Origin of the sequence: Nonomuraea sp. NPDC050394 (genome assembly GCF_044459065.1) — a bacterium.
Lineage (GTDB): Bacteria > Actinomycetota > Actinomycetes > Streptosporangiales > Streptosporangiaceae > Nonomuraea.
The window spans coordinates 468,890-488,308 of the sequence record NZ_JBITIO010000004.1 but is presented as its reverse complement, the minus strand read 5'-3'; the positions used below and the strand labels follow the sequence as shown (position 1 = coordinate 488,308).

The following is a 19,419-nucleotide window of genomic DNA, read 5'->3' as shown; positions in this document are numbered from 1 at the left end:
CTAGACCGCCGCCTCGGCGACGGAGGTACGGCGGCGCAGCAGCAGCGCCGTGGGCACGAGCGCGGAGACCACCACGACCAGCGCGCAGGCCAGCGCCACCAGCCCCGCCTCGGTCCAGGGGAACGCGGTGGGCACCTCAAGCCCGAGCCCGCCCAGCACGCCGCGCAGCCCCAGCACCGCCACCACGGTGACCGCGCCACCGAGCAGCACGCCCGTGGCGGCCACGCACAACGCCTCCCACAGCGCCATCCGCAGCACCTGAGCCCGCCGCGCCCCCAGGAACAGCAGCCGCGCGAACTCCCCGCGGCGCGCCCCGAACGACAACGCCGAGGTGTTGGCCACCGCGATCAGCGTGTACGCCACGGCGAACCCGGCCAGCGCGATGGCCCCGATGCGCATGCCCTCCTGCCGGGCCCCGCTCACCATGGTCATGATCTCCACGGTGTCGAACACCTTCAGCTTGGGCCAGCGCTTCTCCAGCTCGGCGCGGATCGCCGCGGGCCGGTCGGCGGACACGTGCACGGCGCTCCAGCCCGCGTCCGCGCCCTTGAGCATGCCCGGCGGCACGAGCAGCCCGCCGCCCAGCGGGGAGCCCTCGTAGAGCGCGGCCAGCCGAGGCGTGGCCTTCACCCCTCCCGCCAGCCGCAACTCGACCTTCTCACCGAGCCGCCAGCCGAGCGCCGAGGCCTGGCGCCGATCGGCCGCGACCGCGCCCTCGCGCAGTGCCTCCAGGCTGCCCTCGACCTTGGTGAGGTTCATGACCTGGCCGATCCCGGCCGGGTCCACGCCCTGCGCGGGCACCGTGCGGGTGGTGCGGTTGGCGTGCACCTCCACCTGACCCGACGTCACCGGTACGGCCGCGCCCACCCCGGCCCGCCCACCCAGCCACCGGGCCGCCTCGGCGCTCCCGGCGCCGGACACGACCAGGTCGGAGCGCCACACCTGCTCGGCGTCGGCGGCCATCGCCTCGCCCAGCAGCGTGGTGCCGCCGAGCAGCGACCCGGCCAGCCCGACCGTGATGAGCACCGGCGCGGCGGTGGCCGCGGTACGCCGGGCCGCCATCCGCACGTTCTCCCTGGCCAGCTCGCCGGTGGCGGCGGTCAGGCGGGTCAGCGGCGCGGCCACCAGCGCGCTGGTCCAGGCGGCGAAGACCGGCGACAGCAGCGCGAAGCCGATCACCAGCGGCATCGAGACGAACATCGTCAGCGGCATCCGCCCGTCCGGCGGCGCCACCGGCACCAGGGCCAGCATGCCGCCGCCGGCCGCCAGCGCGGCCAGCCCGCCCAGCCAGCGGCCCTTGCCGATCGGCTGGTCGGCCAGGGCCGCGGCGCGCAGCGCCTCGACGGGCCGGACGGCGGCGGCCCGCCGGGCGGCGGCCACCGTGGCGACCAGGCCCACCAGCACCCCGGCGGCGAAGCAGCCGGCCAGCGCGCCCGGCGACAGGCTCGGGGTGAAGGCGGCGGGCAGGAGTTCCTGCGAGCGCAGCAGCGCCGCCATCGCGGCCATGAGCGGCCCGGCCAGCAGCACGCCCAGCGTGGAGGCCAGGATCGCGGCGAACGCCGACTCGGCCAGCACCATCCACCGCACCTGCTGGGGCGCGGCGCCGACGGTGCGCAGCACGGCCAGTTCCTTGCGCCGCTGGGCGACGATGAAGGCGAAGGTCCCGGCCACCACGAAGACGGTGACGAAGGCGCCGATCACGGCCAGCATGACCAGCAGCGCGCCGGATTCCGACACGGCCCGCCGTACCGCCTCGGGGGTCTCGGGCGGGAGGGCGGAGCCGGAGGCCAGCATCGAGGTCGCGCCGCCCGCGAAGGCGACGCCCAGGGCGAGCGCGATCACCGCGCCCGCGAACCCGGAGACGCGGCTGCGCAGGGTGCGCCAGGCGACCGACAGCAGCGTGCGGGTGCGTACGCCCGGCCGCGCGGGCAGGGCGGAGATGGTGGTCACGCCGCCTCCAGTTCGGCCAGGCGGGCGGCGACCGTGCGGGAGCTGGGCTGACGCAGCTCGTCCACCAGGAGGCCGTCGGACAGGAAGAGCACGCGGTCGGCGTGGGAGGCGGCGAACGGGTCGTGCGTCACCATCACCACGGTGTCGCCGCGCTCGTCGACCAGGCGGCGCAGCAGCGCCAGCACCTCGCGGCCGGACTTGCTGTCGAGGGCGCCGGTGGGCTCGTCGGCGAAGATCACCTCGGGCTGTGCGGCGATGGCGCGGGCGATGGCCACACGCTGCTGCTGCCCGCCGGACAGCTCCGCCGGGCGGTGACCCATGCGCTCGCCGAGGCCGACCAGCGTGAGCACCTCGCGGATCCACGCGCGCGGCGGGCGGCGGCCCGACAGGCGGATCGGCAGCGCCACGTTCTGGGCGGCGGTCAGCGAGGCGATGAGGTTGAAGGACTGGAAGACGAAGCCCAGGCGGTCACGGCGCAGCTCGGTGCGCTGGCGCTCGTTGAGCTCGCCCAGGTCGGCGCCGCCGATGAGCACCTTCCCGCCGGTCGGCTGGTCGAGCCCGGCGGTGCACTGCAGCAGCGTGGACTTGCCGGAGCCCGACGGGCCCATGATCGCGGTGAAGGAGCGGGCGGGGAAGGTGGTGCTGACCCCGCGCAGCGCGGCGACCTCGTTCGGTGCCTCGCCGTAGACGCGGGAGAGGTCGATCAGGCGTACGGCGTCCGTCGTCACGGTGGCGGTCTCTGTCATGGGTCCCAGTCAACCGAGATCGGGCGCGAAAGACCCGGGTGGCGACGAGAGATCCCGGGGTGGTGTCAGCACTACCACCGCCTAGACCAAGCGGGCTGGCTCCCGTCTGGATCACGGCTACAGGCCGCGCCGAAACCGGGTTGCCACCATACCGGGGCAAGCGTCCCCGAATCGCGCGGAGGAACTGGCGGATGGCCGGCATCGCAGGATGGGTGGATTTCCACCGTGATCTCGCATTGGACCGCAACATCGTGCTGGCGCAGCTCGGCGCGCTCGCGTGGCGCGGCTCGGACGGCGAGGGCCTGTGGGCCTCCTCGCGCGCCGTGCTCGGCCACCGGCGCAGAGCCGCGCTCGACCTGGGCGGCGGCGCCCAGCCCATGGCGCACGGCGGCGCCGTCCTCGCCTTCGACGGCGAGATCTACAACCACGACGCGCTACGGGCCGAGCTGAAGGCGCTCGGCCACACGTTCGCCACCCGCAGCGACACCGAGGTGCTGCTGCACGCCTACCTGGAGTGGGGCGAGCGCTGCCCCGAGCACCTGGACGGCATGTTCGCCTTCGCGATCTGGGACACCGGCCGCGAGCGGCTGCTGCTGGTCCGCGACCGCATGGGCGTCAAGCCGATGTTCTACTACCCGACCGTCTCCGGCGTCGTCTTCGCCTCGGAGCCGAAGGGCGTGCTCGCCCACCCGCTCGTCGAGCGGGTGGCCGACCTCGACGGCCTGCGCGAGCTGCTCGCCTTCACCAGCAGTGTCGGCCGCAGCCCGGTCAAGGGCATGCGGCGCGTACGGCCCGGCGAGGTCGTCACCGTCAGCCGCTCCGGCGTCCACGAGCACCTCTACTGGCGACTGGCGGCCAGACCGCACACCGACGACCACGAGACCACCGTGGCCCGCGTCCGCGAGCTGCTCGAACACTCGGTGGCCCAGCAGCTCGACGCCGACGTCCCCGTGGGCGTGCTGCTGTCCGGCGGCCTCGACTCCAGCACGGTCGCCGCGATCGCCGCCAAGACCCTGGCGGATCGGGGCGACGGGCCGCTGCGCACGTTCACCGTCGGCTACCCCGGCGGCGCCGCGGGCGGCCCCGGGCCGATGCGGGCGAGCGAGGACGCGCCCTACGCCCGCGAGGTGGCCGCGCACATCGGCTCCGAGCACGAGTTCGTCGAACTGGACGGCGTCGCCGTCACCGACCCGGTGCTGCGGCGCACCGCGGTCGCCGCCCAGCAGGACCTGCCGGTCGCCGCGCCCCAGTTCCCCGCGTCCCTGCGGGCACTGGCCAGGCGCGTCAGCGAGAAAGTCAGCGTCGTACTGGCCGGCGAGCAGGCCGACACCGTCTTCGCCTCCTTCATGGGCATGGACCGGCCCGAGGTCGTCGCCGCCCAGACCTACCCGTGGGTCGCCGCCACCGCCCACCACCTGCCGCCCGACGGGCTCGGCACCGGGCTGTTCGCGCCCGACCTGCTCAAGGAGCTCGACGTGCCCGGCTACTGCGCCGACCGGTACCGCGAGGACCTGGCCGGCATGCCGTACCTGGAGGGGGAGGACCCGGACGAGCGGCGCATGCGCGAGATCTACTACCTGCACCTGCAGGGGTGGCAGGAGTTCGGCTGCGCGCTCGACGACGGCGTCAGCCTGGCCGGCGGGCTGGAGCTGCGCTGGCCGTTCTGCGACCACCGGCTCGTCGAGTACCTCTTCAACGTGCCGTGGGCGATGAAGACCTTCGACGGCAAGCCCAAGAGCCTGCTCAGGGCGGCCGTCGCCGACCTGCTGCCCGCCTCCGTCCTGGAGCGGGGGCCCAGCCAGTTCCCCACCGGCCGTGACCCGGGGTACGCGCCGCTGCTGAAGTCGGAGCTCGGCCGGCTCCTCGACGACTCCGGCGCCCCCGTCCTGCCGCTCATCGACACCGGCAGGGCCAGGGCACTGCTGGAGTCGCCGATCGAGCCCAAGCGGGCGTGGCGCGACCTGACCGACATGGAGTCGGTCCTGCAGATCAACCAATGGCTTGACCAGCACAGCATCCGGATTTCCCGGTAGAACACGACGGGGCGTAGAGATGATCTCGAGCAATGTCAACCTCACCGAACTCGAAATCCTGGCTCTCGACAGCCAGCTGAACGTGGCCGACGGCCACGCCCGCCAGGAGCTCAGCGACGGCCAGCAGCGCATCATCGACGAGCTGTCCACGCTCTTCCAGAAGGCCGCGCTGCAGCCGATCGCCGACCTGGAAAGGACCGCCCACCGGACCTTCTTCCAGCTGCTCGGCCAGCACCGCTACCCCGTGGGCGACAACGCGGTGCTCAGCTGCTACGCCTCGTCCGTGGCCATGGAGATCCTGGCCAGGTCGCTGGTGACGACGTCGGACGCGGTCGGGCTGGTGCATCCGACCTTCGACAACATCCCCGACATCCTGCGCGGCGTGGGGCTGCGGCTGGTGCCGGTCGAAGAGGAGCCGCTGCACACCGGGGACCCGGCGCTGGCCGTACCGGAGGGGGTGGGGTGCGTCTTCATCACCACGCCCAACAACCCGACCGGCCGGGTGCTGTCGGCCCGGCGGCTGGCCGAGGTGGCCGAGGTGTGCAGGGAGCGCGACGTCGTGCTGGCCCTGGACACCTCCTTCCGCGGCTTCGACACCCGCGCTCACTACGACCACTACGCGGTGCTGGAGGCCAGCGGCTGCCGGTGGGTCGTCATCGAGGACACCGGCAAGCTCTGGGCGACGCTCGACCTCAAGGTCGGCCTGCTGGCCTACAGCCGCAACATCGGCCTGCCGATCCCCAAGATCTACTCCGACATCCTGCTCGGCGTCTCGCCGTTCATCCTGACCCTCGTCGAGCACTTCGCCGAGGACGCGGCCAACGGCGGCCTGTCCGACCTGCACGCCTTCATCGCCGAAGGCCGCGCGATCGTTCGTGGCGTCCTGGGCGACGTGCCCGGCGTCAGCTTCCCCGACCCCGACAGCCGCGTCAGCGTGGAGCGGGTCGACCTCGGCCACCTGCGCTGCGACGACATCTGGGACGAACTGCACAAGCGTCAGGTCTACGCGCTGCCCTGCACCCAGTTCCACTGGGCCGAGCCCGCCCGGGGCGACCGCTCCCTGCGCATCGCACTGGCCAGGCCGCACAGCTCCATCCGCGCCGCGGCGGAAGAACTGCGCGCCGTCCTGCTGGCCGCGGGGTGAGCCCGTACTGGCGTACCGGAATCGTGCAGGACGTCGCACCGCCCGGGATCACCGACCTGGCCCCCGGCTACCTCGACCCCGCCCTGCTGCCCGTGGACCTGCTCGCCGCCGCCTACGACAAGGCCTTCTCCCGGTACGGCCCCGCCGCCCTCTCCTACGGCGAGAACCAGGGCGTCCAGCCCCTGCGCGAGGCCCTCGCCGAACGCGCCGGCTGCGGACCCGAGCACATCCTGATCACCGCGGGCACCTCCCACGCCCTGCACATGCTGGCCACCACGCTGGCCGAGCCGGGTGACGTGGTCCTGTGCGAGCCGACCGCCTACGACTACGGCAAGCAGATCTTCACCGACCGAGGGCTGCGCCTGGCCCCGTTCGCCGCCGACGAGGCGGGACCGGAACCGGACGCGCTGGCCGCCGCCATCCGCAGGCACCGCGCCGTGGGCAGGCGGATCGCGTTCGCCTACCTGATCCCGACCTTCCACAACCCGACCGGGCGGCTGGTGGGGGAGGAGCGGCGGCTGGCGCTGCTGGACGTGGCCCGCGAGCACGACGTCCTCGTCGTGGAGGACGACGCCTACGCCGAGCTGTGCCTGGACGAGCTGACCATGCCGGCGCCGATGGCCGCGCTGGCCGGCTACGAGGGAGTGGTCAGGCTCTGCTCGTTCGCCAAGACGCTCGGGCCGGGGCTGCGACTCGGCTGGATGCTGGCCGCGCCGCCCATGGTGGCCTCCGCCGCCGCCAGCGGGCTGTTGTCCAGCGGCGGCGGGCTCAACCACCTGGCCTCGCTGGCCGTCACCACCCTCATCGAGGACGGCGGCTACGACACCAGGCTCACCATGCTCCGCAAGGAACTGGGCGCGCGCCGCGACGCCCTGGTCAAGGGCCTGGGCACGGCCTGCTTCGCACGGCCGCCGCACGGCGGGTTCTTCCTGTGGGTGCGCGGTGCCAGCGAGGAACACATGCTGGCCGCCGCCTCGCGGGCCGGGATCCGGGTGGCCGCGGGCTCGCGGTTCGGCCGGCCGCCGACGCCCGCCGTACGCCTGAGCTACAGCTTCAACCCCCCGGACACCCTCTTCCAGGCCGGCCGCCGGCTGACCCAACACCAGAAGGGATGACCATGCAGCGAACGCTCATCGTGGCGAAGATGGACGCGGCGAACGCCGACGCCGTCGCCGCCCTCTTCGCCAAGTCGGACGCCTCCGAGCTGCCCCACCTCATCGGGGCCTCGCGACGCACGCTGTTCCGCTTCCACGACCTCTACTTCCACCTGGTCGAGGCCGGCGAGGACATCACCGACGGGCTCTACAAGGCCAGGAGCACGGAGCTCTACAAGGAGCTCAACACCGGCCTCAGCGAGTTCATCTCGCCCTACGACCCGAACTGGCGTGAGCCCAAGGACGCCATGGCCACGCCCTTCTACCACTGGGAGGCCTGATCATGGCCGGCCACACCGACAACGCCATCGACATCGCCGCCCCGCTCGACCTGGTCTGGAAGATGACCAACGACGTCGAGTCGTGGCCCGAGCTGTTCAGCGAGTACGCCGCCACCGAGATCCTCGCCCGCGACGGTCACACGATCAGGTTCCGGCTCACCATGCACCCCGACCCGCAGGGCAACAAGTGGAGCTGGGTCTCCGAGCGCACCTCCGACCCCGAGACCAGGACCGTACGCGCCCACCGGGTCGAGACCGGCTGGTTCAAGTACATGAACCTCTTCTGGGAGTACACCGAGACCGCGCCCGGCCAGGTACGCATGCGCTGGGTCCAGGACTTCGAGATGAAGCCCGTCTCCCCGGTGGACGACGCCGCCATGCGCGAGCGCCTCAACACCAACACCGCTGTCCAGATGAAGCGGATCAAGGGCCTGGTCGAGCAGGCGGCGGGCTGAGCCGATGGGCGTCCTGGTCTCACAGATCTCCATCGCGCTGAGCGGCCTGGTCGCGGGCATGCTCCTGTGGTCGGCGATCGGCGGCGTGCCCTGGATGAGCCGCCTGCCCGCCGGCGAGTACGTGCGGCTGCACCAGTACTGGTCGCCCCGGTTCGACCCGCTCGGGCCGATCATGGTGGTCGGCGTGCTGGCGTGCGACGTCTACCTGCTGCTGGTCGCGCCCACCAAGGGCGCGCGATACCTGCTCGGTACGCTCATCGCGGCGCTGGTCGCGGTCATCGTGATCTCCGCGACCCGCAACGCCGTGCTGAAGAAGCGGGTCATGCGGCTCGACCCCGACGACCTGCCCGCCGACTGGTCGCAGCGCGACCCTCGTCCCGCCTTCGGCAAGTGGAACATGGTCAGGACCGTCATCACGGTGCTGGTCTTCCTCGGCAACGTCGAGGCCATGGCGGTGTACACGCTGTGACCTTCCGCGTGCTGCTCGACATCCAGGTACGGCCCGGCCAGGAGGACGCCTTCGAGCGCACCTGGCGCGAGGTCGCCGAGGGCATCGCCGCCCACCCCGCCAACCGGGGGCAGAGCCTGCTGCGCGGCGAGGACGCCTACTACGTGATCACCGACTGGACCGACGAGTCCGCGTTCCGGCAATTCGAACTCAGCCCCGCGCACGTCGACAACCGCGCGCGGCTGGCCCCTTACCGAACAGGAGGCTCCATGGCCACCATGCCGACCGCCCACGAGCGGGTCCGGGTCATCCTCTGGTACCGCGTGCCGAAGGAGGAGGTGCAGCCGCTGTCGAAGACGTACCAGCAGATCAGCGAGCAGCTCGTCGGCACCCCCGGCATGCTCGGCAACGAGCTCCTGCACTCCCAGGTGAACGAGACCACCATGGCCGTCACCAGCTACTGGGAGAGCGCCCAGCACCTTCAGGACTGGGTGCACAGCAGCAGCCACCGCCACACCAGCCCGCTGCGCCCCTACCTCGACACCGCCCGCGAGCAGCCCTACGAGACCTTCACCGTGGTCTCGGCGTTCTAGGAGGAAGTTGTGGAGGAGAGGTGGATCCGCTGCCGGCGCTGCCAGGCGATGATCCATCACCGCCGGTTCGGCAGGGCGCTGGGCGTCTGCCCCGAGTGCGGGTGCCATCACCCCGTCACCGCAGGGCAGCGGGTGGAGCAGCTGCTCGACCCGGGCTCGTTCCGGCCCTTCGAGACGCCGGAGGTGGTGGAGGACCCGCTGGGGTTCGTCGACGCGGTGCCGTACCCGGACAGGATCGCGGCGGCGCGGACGGCGACCGGCCTCGACGAGGCCGCCATCGGCGGCCGGGGGACGATCGGCGGCCGGCCCGTCGTGCTGGTCGTCATGGACTTCCGCTTTCTCGGCGGCAGCCTCGGCGCCGCCGTCGGAGAGCTCGTCACCCTCGCCGCCGAGACCGCGGCGGCCGAGCGGGCGCCGCTGGTCACCGTGACCGCCTCGGGCGGCGCCCGCATGCAGGAGGGCGTGATCGCGCTCATGCAGATGGCCAAGACCGCCCAGGCCTTCGCCGGTCTGGACGCGGCCGGGGTCCTGTCGGTCTCGGTGGTCGCCGATCCCACCTTCGGCGGGGTGGCCGCCTCGTTCGCGACGCTGGCCGACGTCATCCTCATCGAGCCGGGGGCGCGGCTCGGCTTCGCCGGGCCCCGGGTCATCCAGCAGACGATCAGGCAGGAGCTGCCGGAAGGCTTCCAGACGGCCGAGTTTCTGCTGGAGCACGGGATGGTCGACGCGATCGTGCCGCGTTCCGGGCTGCGCGCGACGCTGTCGTCGCTGGTATCGGCTTGTGGTTCTGTTAGATTTTCGCCGGATTTCGAGTCTCCCGCGCCGTTCGTCCCGCCGTCGCGCGAGCCCTGGGACGTGGTACGGCTGGCGCGCGAGACCGGCCGCCCCACCACCGCCGACTACGCCGGCCTCATCCTCGACGACTTCCTGCGCCTGCACGGCGACCGGGTCTTCGGCGACTCCCCGTCGATCGTGGCCGGCATCGGCCGCCTCGACGGCCTCCCGCTGATGCTCATCGGCCACCAGAAGGGCCACACCACCCGCGACCGCACGGCCTCCAACTTCGGCATGCCCTCACCCGAGGGCTACCGGATGGCCGGCCGGCTGATGCGCCTGGCCGACAAGCTCGGCCTGCCCGTCCTGACCCTCGTCGACACGCCCGGCGCCTACCCCGGCCTGTCGGCCGAGGAACGCGGCCAGGCGCTGGCCATCGCCGAGAGCCAGCGGCTCATGGCCCAGCTCACCGTGCCCGTCGTCACCGTCGTCACCGGCGAGGGCGGCAGCGGCGGCGCGCTCGCGCTCGCCGTCGCCAACCGCGTCCTCATCAGCGCCAACGCCTGGTACTCCGTGATCACCCCCGAGGGGTGCGCCTCGATCCTGTGGAAGAGCGCCGCGGAGGCGCCGCGTGCCGCCGCCGCGCTCAGGGTCGAGGCGGGCGAACTGCTGCGGCTGCGCGTGGTGGACGCGGTCGTCGAGGAGCCCGACGGGGGTGCGCACACCGACCCCGCCAAGGCCGCCGCCCTGCTCGGCGCCGCCGTCCGCGCCGCCTTCGCCGAACTGCTCCCGCTGTCCGGCCCCGAACTGGTACGGCAGCGCCGCGACCGGTTCCGGCGCTTCGGCGTCCCAGAACTCACCCGGAGGTGAATCCATGACCGAGCTCCCCAACGACAGCGACTTCGACACGCTGTGCGAGGCGGCGACCAGACTGGTCTCCCTGCTGCCGCATCCGCCGGCCACGCTCAAGATCTCGCACGGGCTGGCCAGCGCCGAGCTGACCTGGAGCGACGGCTTCCCCGCCGTGGTGACCACCACGGTGGACCCGCCGCTTCCCGACGACGGTCACATCCAGGTGCGGGCCCCGCTCGTCGGCACCTTCTACCGGGCGCCCGAGCCGGGGGCGGCGCCGTACGTCTCCGTCGGCGACACCGTCGAAGTCGGCCAGCAGATCGGGATCGTCGAGTCGATGAAGCTCATGAACCCGATCGTCGCCGAGGCCCCCGGCCGCGTCGTCGAGATCCCCGCGGCCGACGCGGCACCGGTCGAGTACGACCAGCCGCTCGTGGTCATCGCGCCCGGCGACTCCTCGGCCTGCGACACCCTCTTCCCCGGGGCGCGATGATGTTCGGCACCGTGTTGATCGCCAACCGGGGCGAGATCGCGCTACGGGTGGGGCGTACCTGCCGGGAGCTCGGCATCAGGACCGTCGCCGTGCACTCCGCGGCCGACGCGCCGCCCGACTGGGCCGACCAGACCATCAGGATCGGCCCCGGCCCGGCCCGGCGCAGCTACCTCAACGCCGCCGCCCTCATCGAGGCCGCCCTGCAGTCCGGCGCCGACGCCGTGCACCCCGGCTACGGATTCCTGTCGGAGGACGCGGAGTTCGCCCGCATCTGCGAGGAGTACGGGCTGACGTTCATCGGCCCGTCCGCCGACGTCATCGAAGCCATGGGCGACAAGGCCGCCGCCCGCGCCACCATGAGCGCGGCCGGGGTGCCGGTACTGCCCGGCAGCCTGCACGCGGTCGAGGAGGACGAAGGCCGCCGGCTCGCCGACGAGGTCGGCTACCCGGTCGTCATCAAGGCCGTGGCCGGGGGCGGCGGGCGCGGCATGGCGATCGTGTACTCCGGCGACGACTTCTCCGGCTCCTACCGGCGGGTGCGGGCCGAGGCCCAGCTCCTGTTCGGCGACGACCGGGTCTGCCTGGAGCGCTACCTGCGGGCCGCGCACCACGTGGAGATCCAGGTGCTCTGCGATGCGCACGGCAACGCCGTACACCTGGGCGAACGCGACTGCTCCACCCAGCGGCGCCGTCAGAAGCTGCTGGAGGAGACCCCCTCGCCCGCCGTCGCGCCCGAGCTCGCCGAGCGGATGGCCCAGGCCGCGCTCAGCGGCGCCCGCGCCATCGGCTACCGCGGGCTCGGCACCTTCGAGTTCCTCGTCGACGACGACACCGGCGACTACTTCTTCATCGAGACCAACTGCCGCATCCAGGTCGAACACCCCGTCACCGAACTGGTCACCGGCCTCGACCTGGTCAGCGAGCAACTCGCCGTCGCCTCGGGCCACCCTCTGCCGTTCCGGCAGGAAGACGTCGTACGGCGGGGCGCGGCGCTCGAATGCCGCATCAACGCCGAAGACCCCGAGCGGAACTTCGCCCCCGCCCCCGGCCTCATCGAGGAGTTCACGCCGCCCGGCGGCCCGTTCGTCCGCGTGGACACCCACGTGCGGGCCGGAACCCGCATCCCGCCCGACTACGACCCCATGATCGCCAAGATCGTCACCTGGGGCGCCGACCGGGACCAGGCCATCGACCGCATGGACCGGGCGCTGTCCGAGCTGCGCGTGTCCGGGCCGGGACTGCGCACCAACACCGCCTTCCTGCGCGACGTGCTCGCCACCCCCGTCTTCCGCAAAGGCGCCCACACCACCGGCTTCATCGACCACCTCACCAGCGGCCCCACCACCGACCTCACCGACCACCTCACCACCGGCCCCACCACCGACCTCACCGACCACCTCACCACCGGCCTCACCGACCACCTCACCACCGGCCCCACCACCGACCTCACCGACCACCTCACCACCGGCCTCACCGACCACCTCAGCAAGGGAGAGACATGACGACCCTGCCGGATACCGAGATCAACCTCGTCCGCGACGAGAAAGGAGAGGTGACGCTCTACATCGGCGAAGTCCAGGCCATGCAGGGCTGGGAACGTTCCCTCATGTGGCGCTCGGCAGACCTGCTGTGCGAGCGCGGCGGCGAGTTCCTGGAGGTCGGCCTCGGGCTCGGCTACTCCGCCCTGCGCATCGCCGGGCGCGCCGACACCTACCGGCACACCGTCGTCGAGAAGCACCCCAAGGTCATCGAGCTGTTCCGCGAGGCCAACCCCGACGTGCCCGCCACCCTGGAGATCGTCGAAGCCGACTTCTTCGACTACGTCGAGACCCTCCGGCCCGAAAGCTTCGACGGCGTCTTCTTCGACCCCGAACTGCCCAAGGCCATCTTCGAGGACCGGGCCAGGCTCGACGCGTTCATGCCCAAGGTGGTGCGCGCGCTGCGCCCCGGCGGCACCTTCGTGCCCATGTTCTCCCTCGACGGCGACGTGCCCGACGCCGCCACCTGCACCGCGTCCGCCGCCACCATCCTCGAACGCTACCTGCGTTTCTTCGACCGCGTGGTCGTCGAGCGGCAGCCGTACCACGCCTATGCCACCACCGCCTACACGCCGAGCACCCGCGGCGACGCCTTCATCCTCTGCTTCACCAAGGACTAGGAGACAGCTCATGACGCTGACCGCAGCTTCTCTGATCAAGACGGCCACCGGCTTCTACGAGGCCCAGGCCCTCTACGCCGCCGTAGAACTCGGCGTCTTCTCCAAGGTCGCCGACGGCCCCGTCCCCTACGAGCGCCTGCGCGACGACCTCGGCCTCCACCAGAACGTCGCCGGCGACTTCCTCGACGCGCTCGTCGCCATGCGCCTGCTCACCCGCGACGCCGCCGGCTACGGCCCGACCGCCGCCGCCAGGGCGTACCTCACCCCCGGCGCCCCCGAGTACATCGGCGGCTTTCTCGCCCTCAACCAGCGCCGCCTCTACCCCGCGTGGGGCGACCTGACCTCCTTCCTCAAGACCGCCGCCAACCTGGCCCACGGCGCCAAGGTCGACGACCCCATGCCCGCCCTGTACGCCACCCCCCAGCGCACCCGCTCCTTCGCCGAAGGCATGGACGGCTACGCCACCCTCCTCGGCCGCCCCATCTCCGAAAAGTTCGACTGGTCCTCGGTGAAGTCCTTCGCCGACCTCGGCGGCTGCCGCGGCATGCTCACCACCCGCATCGCCGCCGCCCACCCCCACCTGGAGGGCGTCACCTTCGACCTGGCCCCCCTCAACCCGCTGTTCGACGAACTGGTGGCCTCGACCGACCTCGGCACCCGAGTCCGCTTCCAGGCCGGCAGCTTCTTCAGCGACCCGCTGCCCGAGACCGAGGTGTACGTGATCGGGCACGTGCTCCACGACTGGGTCGAGTCCCAGCGCCGCCAGATCATCCAGCGTGCCTACGACCACCTGCCCGCGGGCGGCGCGCTGCTCATCTACGACAGCATGATCGACGACAAGCGGGAGGAGTCGGCGTTCGGGTTGCTGATGAGCTTGAACATGGCGCTGCTCAGCGGCTCGTCGGAGTACACGATCGCGCAGGGGGAGGGGTGGCTGCGTGAGGTGGGGTTCCAGGTGGACAGACCGGTGGCCCTGAACGAACTCACCACACTCCTGATCGGCCGCAAGCCCCTCTAACCACCACCCGGCGCCGGGCCCGACCCCAAGGGTCCCCCGGCGCCCCCACCCCTCCACCCCTCCACCACCCACGCCCGCCCCCACCCCAACCCCCCACCACCCAAGCCCCGCCCACCCCGATGCCCACCACCCACGCTCGATTCCCTCCACCCGCTCCTCCGCCCCACCCCGCCCACCCCGACCCCCTCCACCTAAGCCCGACCCCAACGCGCAAGCCCGGCCCCACCCCAATCACCCGCGCCCAGCGCCCCCCTCGCCTCCCACCACCCAAGCCTGGCCCACCCCCCGGGTCCTCCACCCCACCCCTCCACCCACGCCCGCTCCCTCCCCCCGGTCCTCCACCCACGCCCTGCCACCCACGCCCTGCCCGCTGCCCCGCACCCCGACCCCCACCACCCAAGCCCGGCCCACCCCAACTCCCACCACCCAAGCCCGGCCCCCACCCCGACCACCCCCGCCCGGCCCACCCCTTCGTGCGGCCCCGTGCCCATGCTTGTCCGGCGCCGCGTCGGCGAGACGGTGCCCGGTGGCTCCCGGCGCAACGCGCACGGCCCCCGACCCTTTCGACCCCGGCCCCTGGCCACCGTGGCTCCCGGCTGTCCCCGGCACTCGGCCCACCCAACCCCGGCTCCCCACCGCCCTCCCGTGCAAATGCAACTCCGGGCAACAACCCGCCCAGCCGTACCCGAAGGCAAAGCGCGGCTATGGGGTGGGGATGCGGCGCCAGGCGGTGTCGGTGATGATCAGGTGGTCGAGGAGGCGCAGGCCCACGGTGTCGGCGGCCTCTGCCAGGCGGGTCGTGGCGGTCAGATCGGCGTGGCTGGGGGTGAGGGTGCCGGCCGGGTGGTTGTGGGCGACCCCGAACGCGGCGCCGCCCATGGTGAGCACGGTAGTGATGATCTCGCGGACCGGGAACGGTGTATGGTCGGCCCCGCCTTCCGTCAGGACGGTACGCCGCAGGATGCCGCCCTGCCCGTCGCACACCACGATCGCGAGCCGTTCGCGCGTGTGCCCGCGGAGCAACGGCGCGGTGACCTCGGCCAGGTCGGAGCTCCCGGTGACCCTGACCCGCTCCGGCCCGGCCTGCGCCCGCCGTACGAGATGGAAGGCGGCCGCTACGCGTGCGGCCTTCGCGGGACCCACGCCCCGGACGGCGAGCAGGCGGTGAGGCTCGGCGCGGGCGAGTTCGCCGAGGTCACCGCAGTGCTCGATGACCCGCGCGGCGAGCTCGACGGCCCCGGCCCCGCGGAACCCGGACCCGAGCAGCACGGCGAGCAGTTCACGGTCGGCGAGGGCGGCGCCGCCGGACGCCATGAGGCGCTCGCGCGGCCGTTCGTGAGCGGGCAGGTCGTTGACTAGCACGAGAACTTTTCTATCAACCGCCACCGACAGTATTCATGCGGGCACGATGCGATAGTTCGCACCGAATTTGGCGGTGATGAGCAGCGTGTCGCCATGGCGGACGGCGGCCACCGGACGGCCGTTCTGGTAGACGCGTACCGGCATGCGGAACATGTCATGCCGTAGCGTCGCCAACCCCGCTTTATCGGCGCGAAGCCGTACCTCGGATGGCTTGCCACCCTTCCAGGTCAGTCCCACCGTGTACGCGCCGCGCGCCCGCAGGCCGTCCACGGAGCCGTCGGCCCAGGCGGCGGGAAGGGCGGGGAGCAGGTCAAGGGCATCCAGATGGGACTGGAGGAGCATCTCCGTCATTCCCGCCGTCGCACCGAAATTTCCGTCGATCTGGAACGGCGGATGCGTATCCCACAGGTTGGGGAGGGTGCTGGTTCTGAGCTGGTCACCGAGCAGTTTGTGGGCCCGGTCGCCATCGAGCAGACGTGCCCAGAAGTTGATTTTCCAGGCTTTGCTCCAGCCGGTCCCCGCATCGGTACGAGCGTTCAGCGAGACCTTGGCGGCCTCCGCGAACTCCGGAGTGGTTCGGGGGGAGATCTGGCGTCCCGGATGAAGCGCGTACAGATGAGAGACGTGGCGGTGCGTCTCCTCCGGGTTGTCGAGGTCTTCCTTCCATTCCTGAAGCTGGCCCCACTTTCCGATGCGCAGACCGGGATCGAGCGTCTTGAGTACCTGGTGGGCCTTCGCCGCGAACGCCGGGTCGCCGGTCAGCAGCGCGGCCTCCCTGACCTCGGTGAACAGTTGCCACAAGATCTCCTGTGACATCGACGCTCCCGCCACCGACGGGCCGAGTTCGGGCGAGCGGCTGGGGATGGCGACGAGCTTGCCGTCGCGCGGGTCGGTCTGCAGGAAATCGAGCCAGAAGCGCGCGGCGTCCTTCATGACCGGGTAGGCGGTCTTCTTCAGGAAGGCGCGGTCGCGGGTGAATCGGTAGTGGTGGTACAACTGACCCGCCAGCCACGCGCCGGACTCCGGGAAGAAATAGGCGGGATGGTCCCAAGCGCCCGTGTGGCCGAAGATGTTCGAGGCATGGTGCGCGACGAACCCATCCGCGCCGTACATCTGCCGCGCCGTCACCCGTCCGGGCTCGCGCAGCCCATCGACATAGCTGGCAAACGGCTCGAACGTCTCACCGAGATTGGTCATCTCGGCAGGCCAGTAGTTCATCTGCAGGTTGATGTTGACGTGGTAGTCGGCCTGCCATGGGGGCGCCTCATGGACATTCCAGACACCCTGCAGATTGGCGGGCAGCGATCCCGGCCGGGAGGACGAGATCAGCAGATATCGCCCGAACTGGTAGTAGAGCTGCTCAAGCGCGCGATCCGCCTGAGGTGCGGCGCCGTAGGAGGCAAGAAGCTCGTCCGTCGGTACGGCCGGCATCACCCCGCCCAACTCCACCCTCATCCGGTCGAACAGCCCCCGATAGTCGGCCTGATGCCTCTTGAGCAGCCCGTCATACCCCAGTCTGACCGCGCGATCCACCTGGGCGGTGACCTTGGCCTGAGGGTCATCACCCCGATACATCGGATATTTAGCGACATAGTCGGTGCCCGCACCGAGAATCAGCACCACCTCGTCCGCACCGGTGACCGTCACCGACCCATCCGCCCCATCGGTACGGCTTCCGCCCCGGTTGACCACGTGGAGTTGGGTCTCGTACCGCATGCCGTTGCTGGCCAGGGCGCCTTTGACCGTGACGCGGCCGTCGGCGGCCGTGGCGGTTCTGGTGCGGTTGGCCGGGGTGGAGATCTCGGCCTTGAACGACAGCTGACCTGGTGCGCTCGCCGACAGACGGCCCACGATCACGCCTGCAGGGGCGGAGGCGAAATACTCCCGGGTGAAATGGACGCCCGCCGAGGTGTAGGAGACTCCTGCTACTGCTTGGGAGATGTCGAGGTAGCGGCGGTATCCGGAGGCTTCCGCTGGCCCCGAACCGCCGGAACCCCGGGCCAGACCAGGGGCGGTTGACCCCGAAGCTGTCGAGCCCGAACCCGAACCGGAGCCCGAACCCGAGCCCAAGCCCAAGCCGGAGCCCGAACCCGAGCCCAAGCCCAAGCCAGAGCCCGAACCCGAACCGGAGCCCGAACCCAAGCCAGAGCCAGAGCCCGCACCAGAGCCCAAACCCGAACCGGAGCCCAAGCCCAAGCTCGAGCCTGAGCTCAAGCTCGAGCCTGAGCTCAAGCTCGACCCAGAGCCCGACGGACCAGCGGTCATCGGGCTGGAGGCGGGTCGCTCGGACGGGCTGTCCGGAGCTGTGGGTGGCTGGGTGAAGGTCAGCCGGAGGTCTCCAAAGCTCTGATAGGCACCGAAGCGCCGATGGCGTGGCGAGTCGGACTTGTGCCCCAACGCGGCCAGCACGTCCTCGGGCCTGACCCCGCCCTCTTTCCAGATACGTTCGCGAATGCCCTCAAGCGCTCCTGGCCGCAGAGTGTCCCAATTGCCGTAGTTGTAGTCGCTGACCCCCGGCCCACCGGTCCATAAGGTCTTCTCGTTGAACTGCAGCCGCTCGGCCGCCACCCCACCGAACACCGTCGCCCCCAGCGCCCCGTTGCCAATCGGCAACGACCGCTGCTCCCACCCGCTGTTGGAGTCGGGCGCCGGCTCGTCGAACCACAGCGTGTACGGCTCCGCACCCACAGCAGCCTTCTGGAAGTTCGCCGATTCAGAAGATCGCTGGGCCACCACCGGGCCGGAAGCCTGCTGGACTACCGCATCAACTGGAGGCCCGTGACCTGCCCGGACCTCGGCGGACTCCGACCGTGCGGCACCCGTGGGCTCTGCTTCGGTGCCGGGCCGCGCCACCGTGGTGGACCCCTGAGCCGTCAGCTCTCCGGGCGCTCTCCGCGCTGTTCCGCCCTGCTGGGAAAGGGCCGCGCGGGTCATGGCGTCGCCGGTGGGCGGTCCGTCGGTTTGCGGGTCTTCGTGTGCCGGGCCTTCGTGTGCCGGGGCGCCTTCGGCCCGAATGTCTGCCCCCGCCGGAGGCACCACCAGCATCACCGCGACCATGGTCATTCCCGCCAGCATCCTTGGACTCATCGGCGCTCCATACATCGGAGGTATTGCCGTGACGATAACCAGAGATTACGGTCGAATCCAGACTTGATCGGAAGGAACGTCCGATGAATTACATGGGCATGCTGTACACCACCTGGAATCGGTCGCCGGGGATCACGATGTCGCTCGTCTCGACCGGGCGGTCGCCGGCCCAGTGAGTCCGTTCGACGTGGAGAACGTGTACCCCGGCCGGGAGGTCCAGAGCGTCACTCTCCGTAGGGCGCGGCACGCGCGTGCACACGCTTTCCACAATCTCCGTGATCTTGATGCCGTGTGCTGACATCCGGGTCACCAGGCTGCGCCGTTCGTCCTCCGAGTGGGCCGCGAACTCGATCGGCTCATACGAGGTGGCCAGCTGCAGCGGTTTGCCGTCGCCGCGGAAGACATATCGGGTACGCGAGACCGTCACGGACTCGTCGACGCGCAGCCGCCGGGCGATGTCCGGCCCGGCTTCGGCGGGCTCGCTGTGCCAGTCCCAGGTCACACGCCTGCCCTGCGACTGCAGGTCGGCGGCGAAAGGGGCCGGGTGGTCGAGAAATCGCCAACGGTGCAGCGGGGACAGCTCCGGCTGTTCCCGTACGTAATGGCCGGAGCCCACGCGGCCGATGATGAGACCTTCGGCGGCCAGCACGCGCAGCGCGTGACGCGCCGCGGTCTCGCCGACCTGGTATTTACGGGTGAGTTGCGCCCGTGAGGGGATGGGCGCGCCGGGGAGGAGGGTGCCGTCGTTGATCTGCCGCCGAATGTCTTCGACGACGCGCAGGTAGACCGGATCAGAGGTGGCCACTAGTGCATCCCTGGGGTTCGTGTGAGGCGTTGCCCCATGTTGCCGTATTCGGCAGGTAACCATCCG

The 19,419-nt window shown here is 71.3% G+C and carries 17 protein-coding genes; 12 read left to right on the top strand and 5 right to left on the bottom strand.

The features are described from left to right. Complete coding sequence (locus tag ACIBKY_RS19735; protein WP_397098080.1) at positions 1–1,950, bottom strand: FtsX-like permease family protein; 1,950 nt, start codon at positions 1,948–1,950, stop codon at positions 1–3. Then, a complete protein-coding gene (locus ACIBKY_RS19730; RefSeq protein ID WP_379618196.1) occupies positions 1,947–2,696 on the bottom strand; it encodes an ABC transporter ATP-binding protein in 750 nt (249 codons plus the stop codon). Before ACIBKY_RS19730 ends, ACIBKY_RS19735 begins: the two co-directional genes overlap by 4 nt. 191 nt (positions 2,697–2,887) lie before the next feature. On the opposite strand from ACIBKY_RS19730, the gene asnB reads away from it, so the two are divergent. From asnB to ACIBKY_RS19670, 12 genes are read left to right on the top strand one after another with little or no spacing between them, the layout of a single operon-like run. Beyond that, on the top strand, positions 2,888–4,729 hold the full coding sequence (gene asnB / locus ACIBKY_RS19725) for an asparagine synthase (glutamine-hydrolyzing) (protein WP_397098079.1): 1,842 nt from the start codon (positions 2,888–2,890) through the stop codon (positions 4,727–4,729). 19 nt (positions 4,730–4,748) lie between these two features. Continuing rightward, positions 4,749–5,873 carry an enduracididine biosynthesis enzyme MppP gene (gene mppP, locus ACIBKY_RS19720; protein WP_397098078.1) on the top strand — a complete coding sequence of 375 codons (1,125 nt, stop codon included), beginning with the start codon at positions 4,749–4,751 and terminating at the stop codon, positions 5,871–5,873. Beyond that, positions 5,870–6,988, top strand: a complete 1,119-nt coding sequence (locus ACIBKY_RS19715) for a PLP-dependent aminotransferase family protein (protein ID WP_397098077.1) — start codon at positions 5,870–5,872, stop codon at positions 6,986–6,988. The genes mppP and ACIBKY_RS19715 overlap by 4 nt, the downstream gene beginning before the upstream one ends. After that, positions 6,985–7,308, top strand: coding sequence for a TcmI family type II polyketide cyclase (locus ACIBKY_RS19710; RefSeq protein WP_397098076.1), 324 nt, complete (start codon positions 6,985–6,987; stop codon positions 7,306–7,308). Before ACIBKY_RS19715 ends, ACIBKY_RS19710 begins: the two co-directional genes overlap by 4 nt. A gap of 2 nt (positions 7,309–7,310) precedes the next feature. Further along, positions 7,311–7,763, top strand: a complete 453-nt coding sequence (locus ACIBKY_RS19705; RefSeq protein ID WP_184966885.1) for an SRPBCC family protein — start codon at positions 7,311–7,313, stop codon at positions 7,761–7,763. 4 nt (positions 7,764–7,767) lie between these two features. Beyond that, positions 7,768–8,232 carry an anthrone oxygenase family protein gene (locus ACIBKY_RS19700; protein ID WP_397098075.1) on the top strand — a complete coding sequence of 155 codons (465 nt, stop codon included), beginning with the start codon at positions 7,768–7,770 and terminating at the stop codon, positions 8,230–8,232. Beyond that, complete coding sequence (locus tag ACIBKY_RS19695; RefSeq protein ID WP_397098074.1) at positions 8,229–8,804, top strand: antibiotic biosynthesis monooxygenase family protein; 576 nt, start codon at positions 8,229–8,231, stop codon at positions 8,802–8,804. Before ACIBKY_RS19700 ends, ACIBKY_RS19695 begins: the two co-directional genes overlap by 4 nt. Positions 8,805–8,813: 9 nt before the next feature. Further along, entirely contained in the window at positions 8,814–10,448 is a 1,635-nt protein-coding gene (locus ACIBKY_RS19690; RefSeq protein WP_397098073.1) for an acetyl-CoA carboxylase carboxyltransferase subunit alpha, read from the top strand. Positions 10,449–10,452: 4 nt separating this feature from the next. Further along, entirely contained in the window at positions 10,453–10,923 is a 471-nt protein-coding gene (locus ACIBKY_RS19685; protein ID WP_379618214.1) for an acetyl-CoA carboxylase biotin carboxyl carrier protein, read from the top strand. 11 nt (positions 10,924–10,934) lie between these two features. Continuing rightward, a complete protein-coding gene (locus ACIBKY_RS19680; RefSeq protein ID WP_397098072.1) occupies positions 10,935–12,425 on the top strand; it encodes an acetyl/propionyl/methylcrotonyl-CoA carboxylase subunit alpha in 1,491 nt (496 codons plus the stop codon). Then, a complete protein-coding gene (locus ACIBKY_RS19675) occupies positions 12,422–13,081 on the top strand; it encodes a class I SAM-dependent methyltransferase (RefSeq protein ID WP_397098071.1) in 660 nt (219 codons plus the stop codon). Before ACIBKY_RS19680 ends, ACIBKY_RS19675 begins: the two co-directional genes overlap by 4 nt. Before the next feature lie 10 nt (positions 13,082–13,091). Continuing rightward, on the top strand, positions 13,092–14,099 hold the full coding sequence (locus ACIBKY_RS19670) for a methyltransferase (protein ID WP_397098070.1): 1,008 nt from the start codon (positions 13,092–13,094) through the stop codon (positions 14,097–14,099). A gap of 702 nt (positions 14,100–14,801) precedes the next feature. Here ACIBKY_RS19670 and ACIBKY_RS19665 read toward each other — a convergent pair. The 3 genes from ACIBKY_RS19665 to ACIBKY_RS19655 all read right to left on the bottom strand — a co-directional run bounded on the left by ACIBKY_RS19665 (position 14,802) and on the right by ACIBKY_RS19655 (position 19,353). Beyond that, on the bottom strand, positions 14,802–15,461 hold the full coding sequence (locus ACIBKY_RS19665) for a RadC family protein (protein WP_397098069.1): 660 nt from the start codon (positions 15,459–15,461) through the stop codon (positions 14,802–14,804). A 33-nt stretch (positions 15,462–15,494) separates the two neighbouring features. After that, complete coding sequence (locus tag ACIBKY_RS19660) at positions 15,495–18,524, bottom strand: glycosyl hydrolase family 95 catalytic domain-containing protein (protein WP_397098068.1); 3,030 nt, start codon at positions 18,522–18,524, stop codon at positions 15,495–15,497. A gap of 112 nt (positions 18,525–18,636) precedes the next feature. Then, positions 18,637–19,353 carry a GntR family transcriptional regulator gene (locus ACIBKY_RS19655; RefSeq protein ID WP_397098067.1) on the bottom strand — a complete coding sequence of 239 codons (717 nt, stop codon included), beginning with the start codon at positions 19,351–19,353 and terminating at the stop codon, positions 18,637–18,639. Positions 19,354–19,419: the final 66 nt, after the last annotated feature.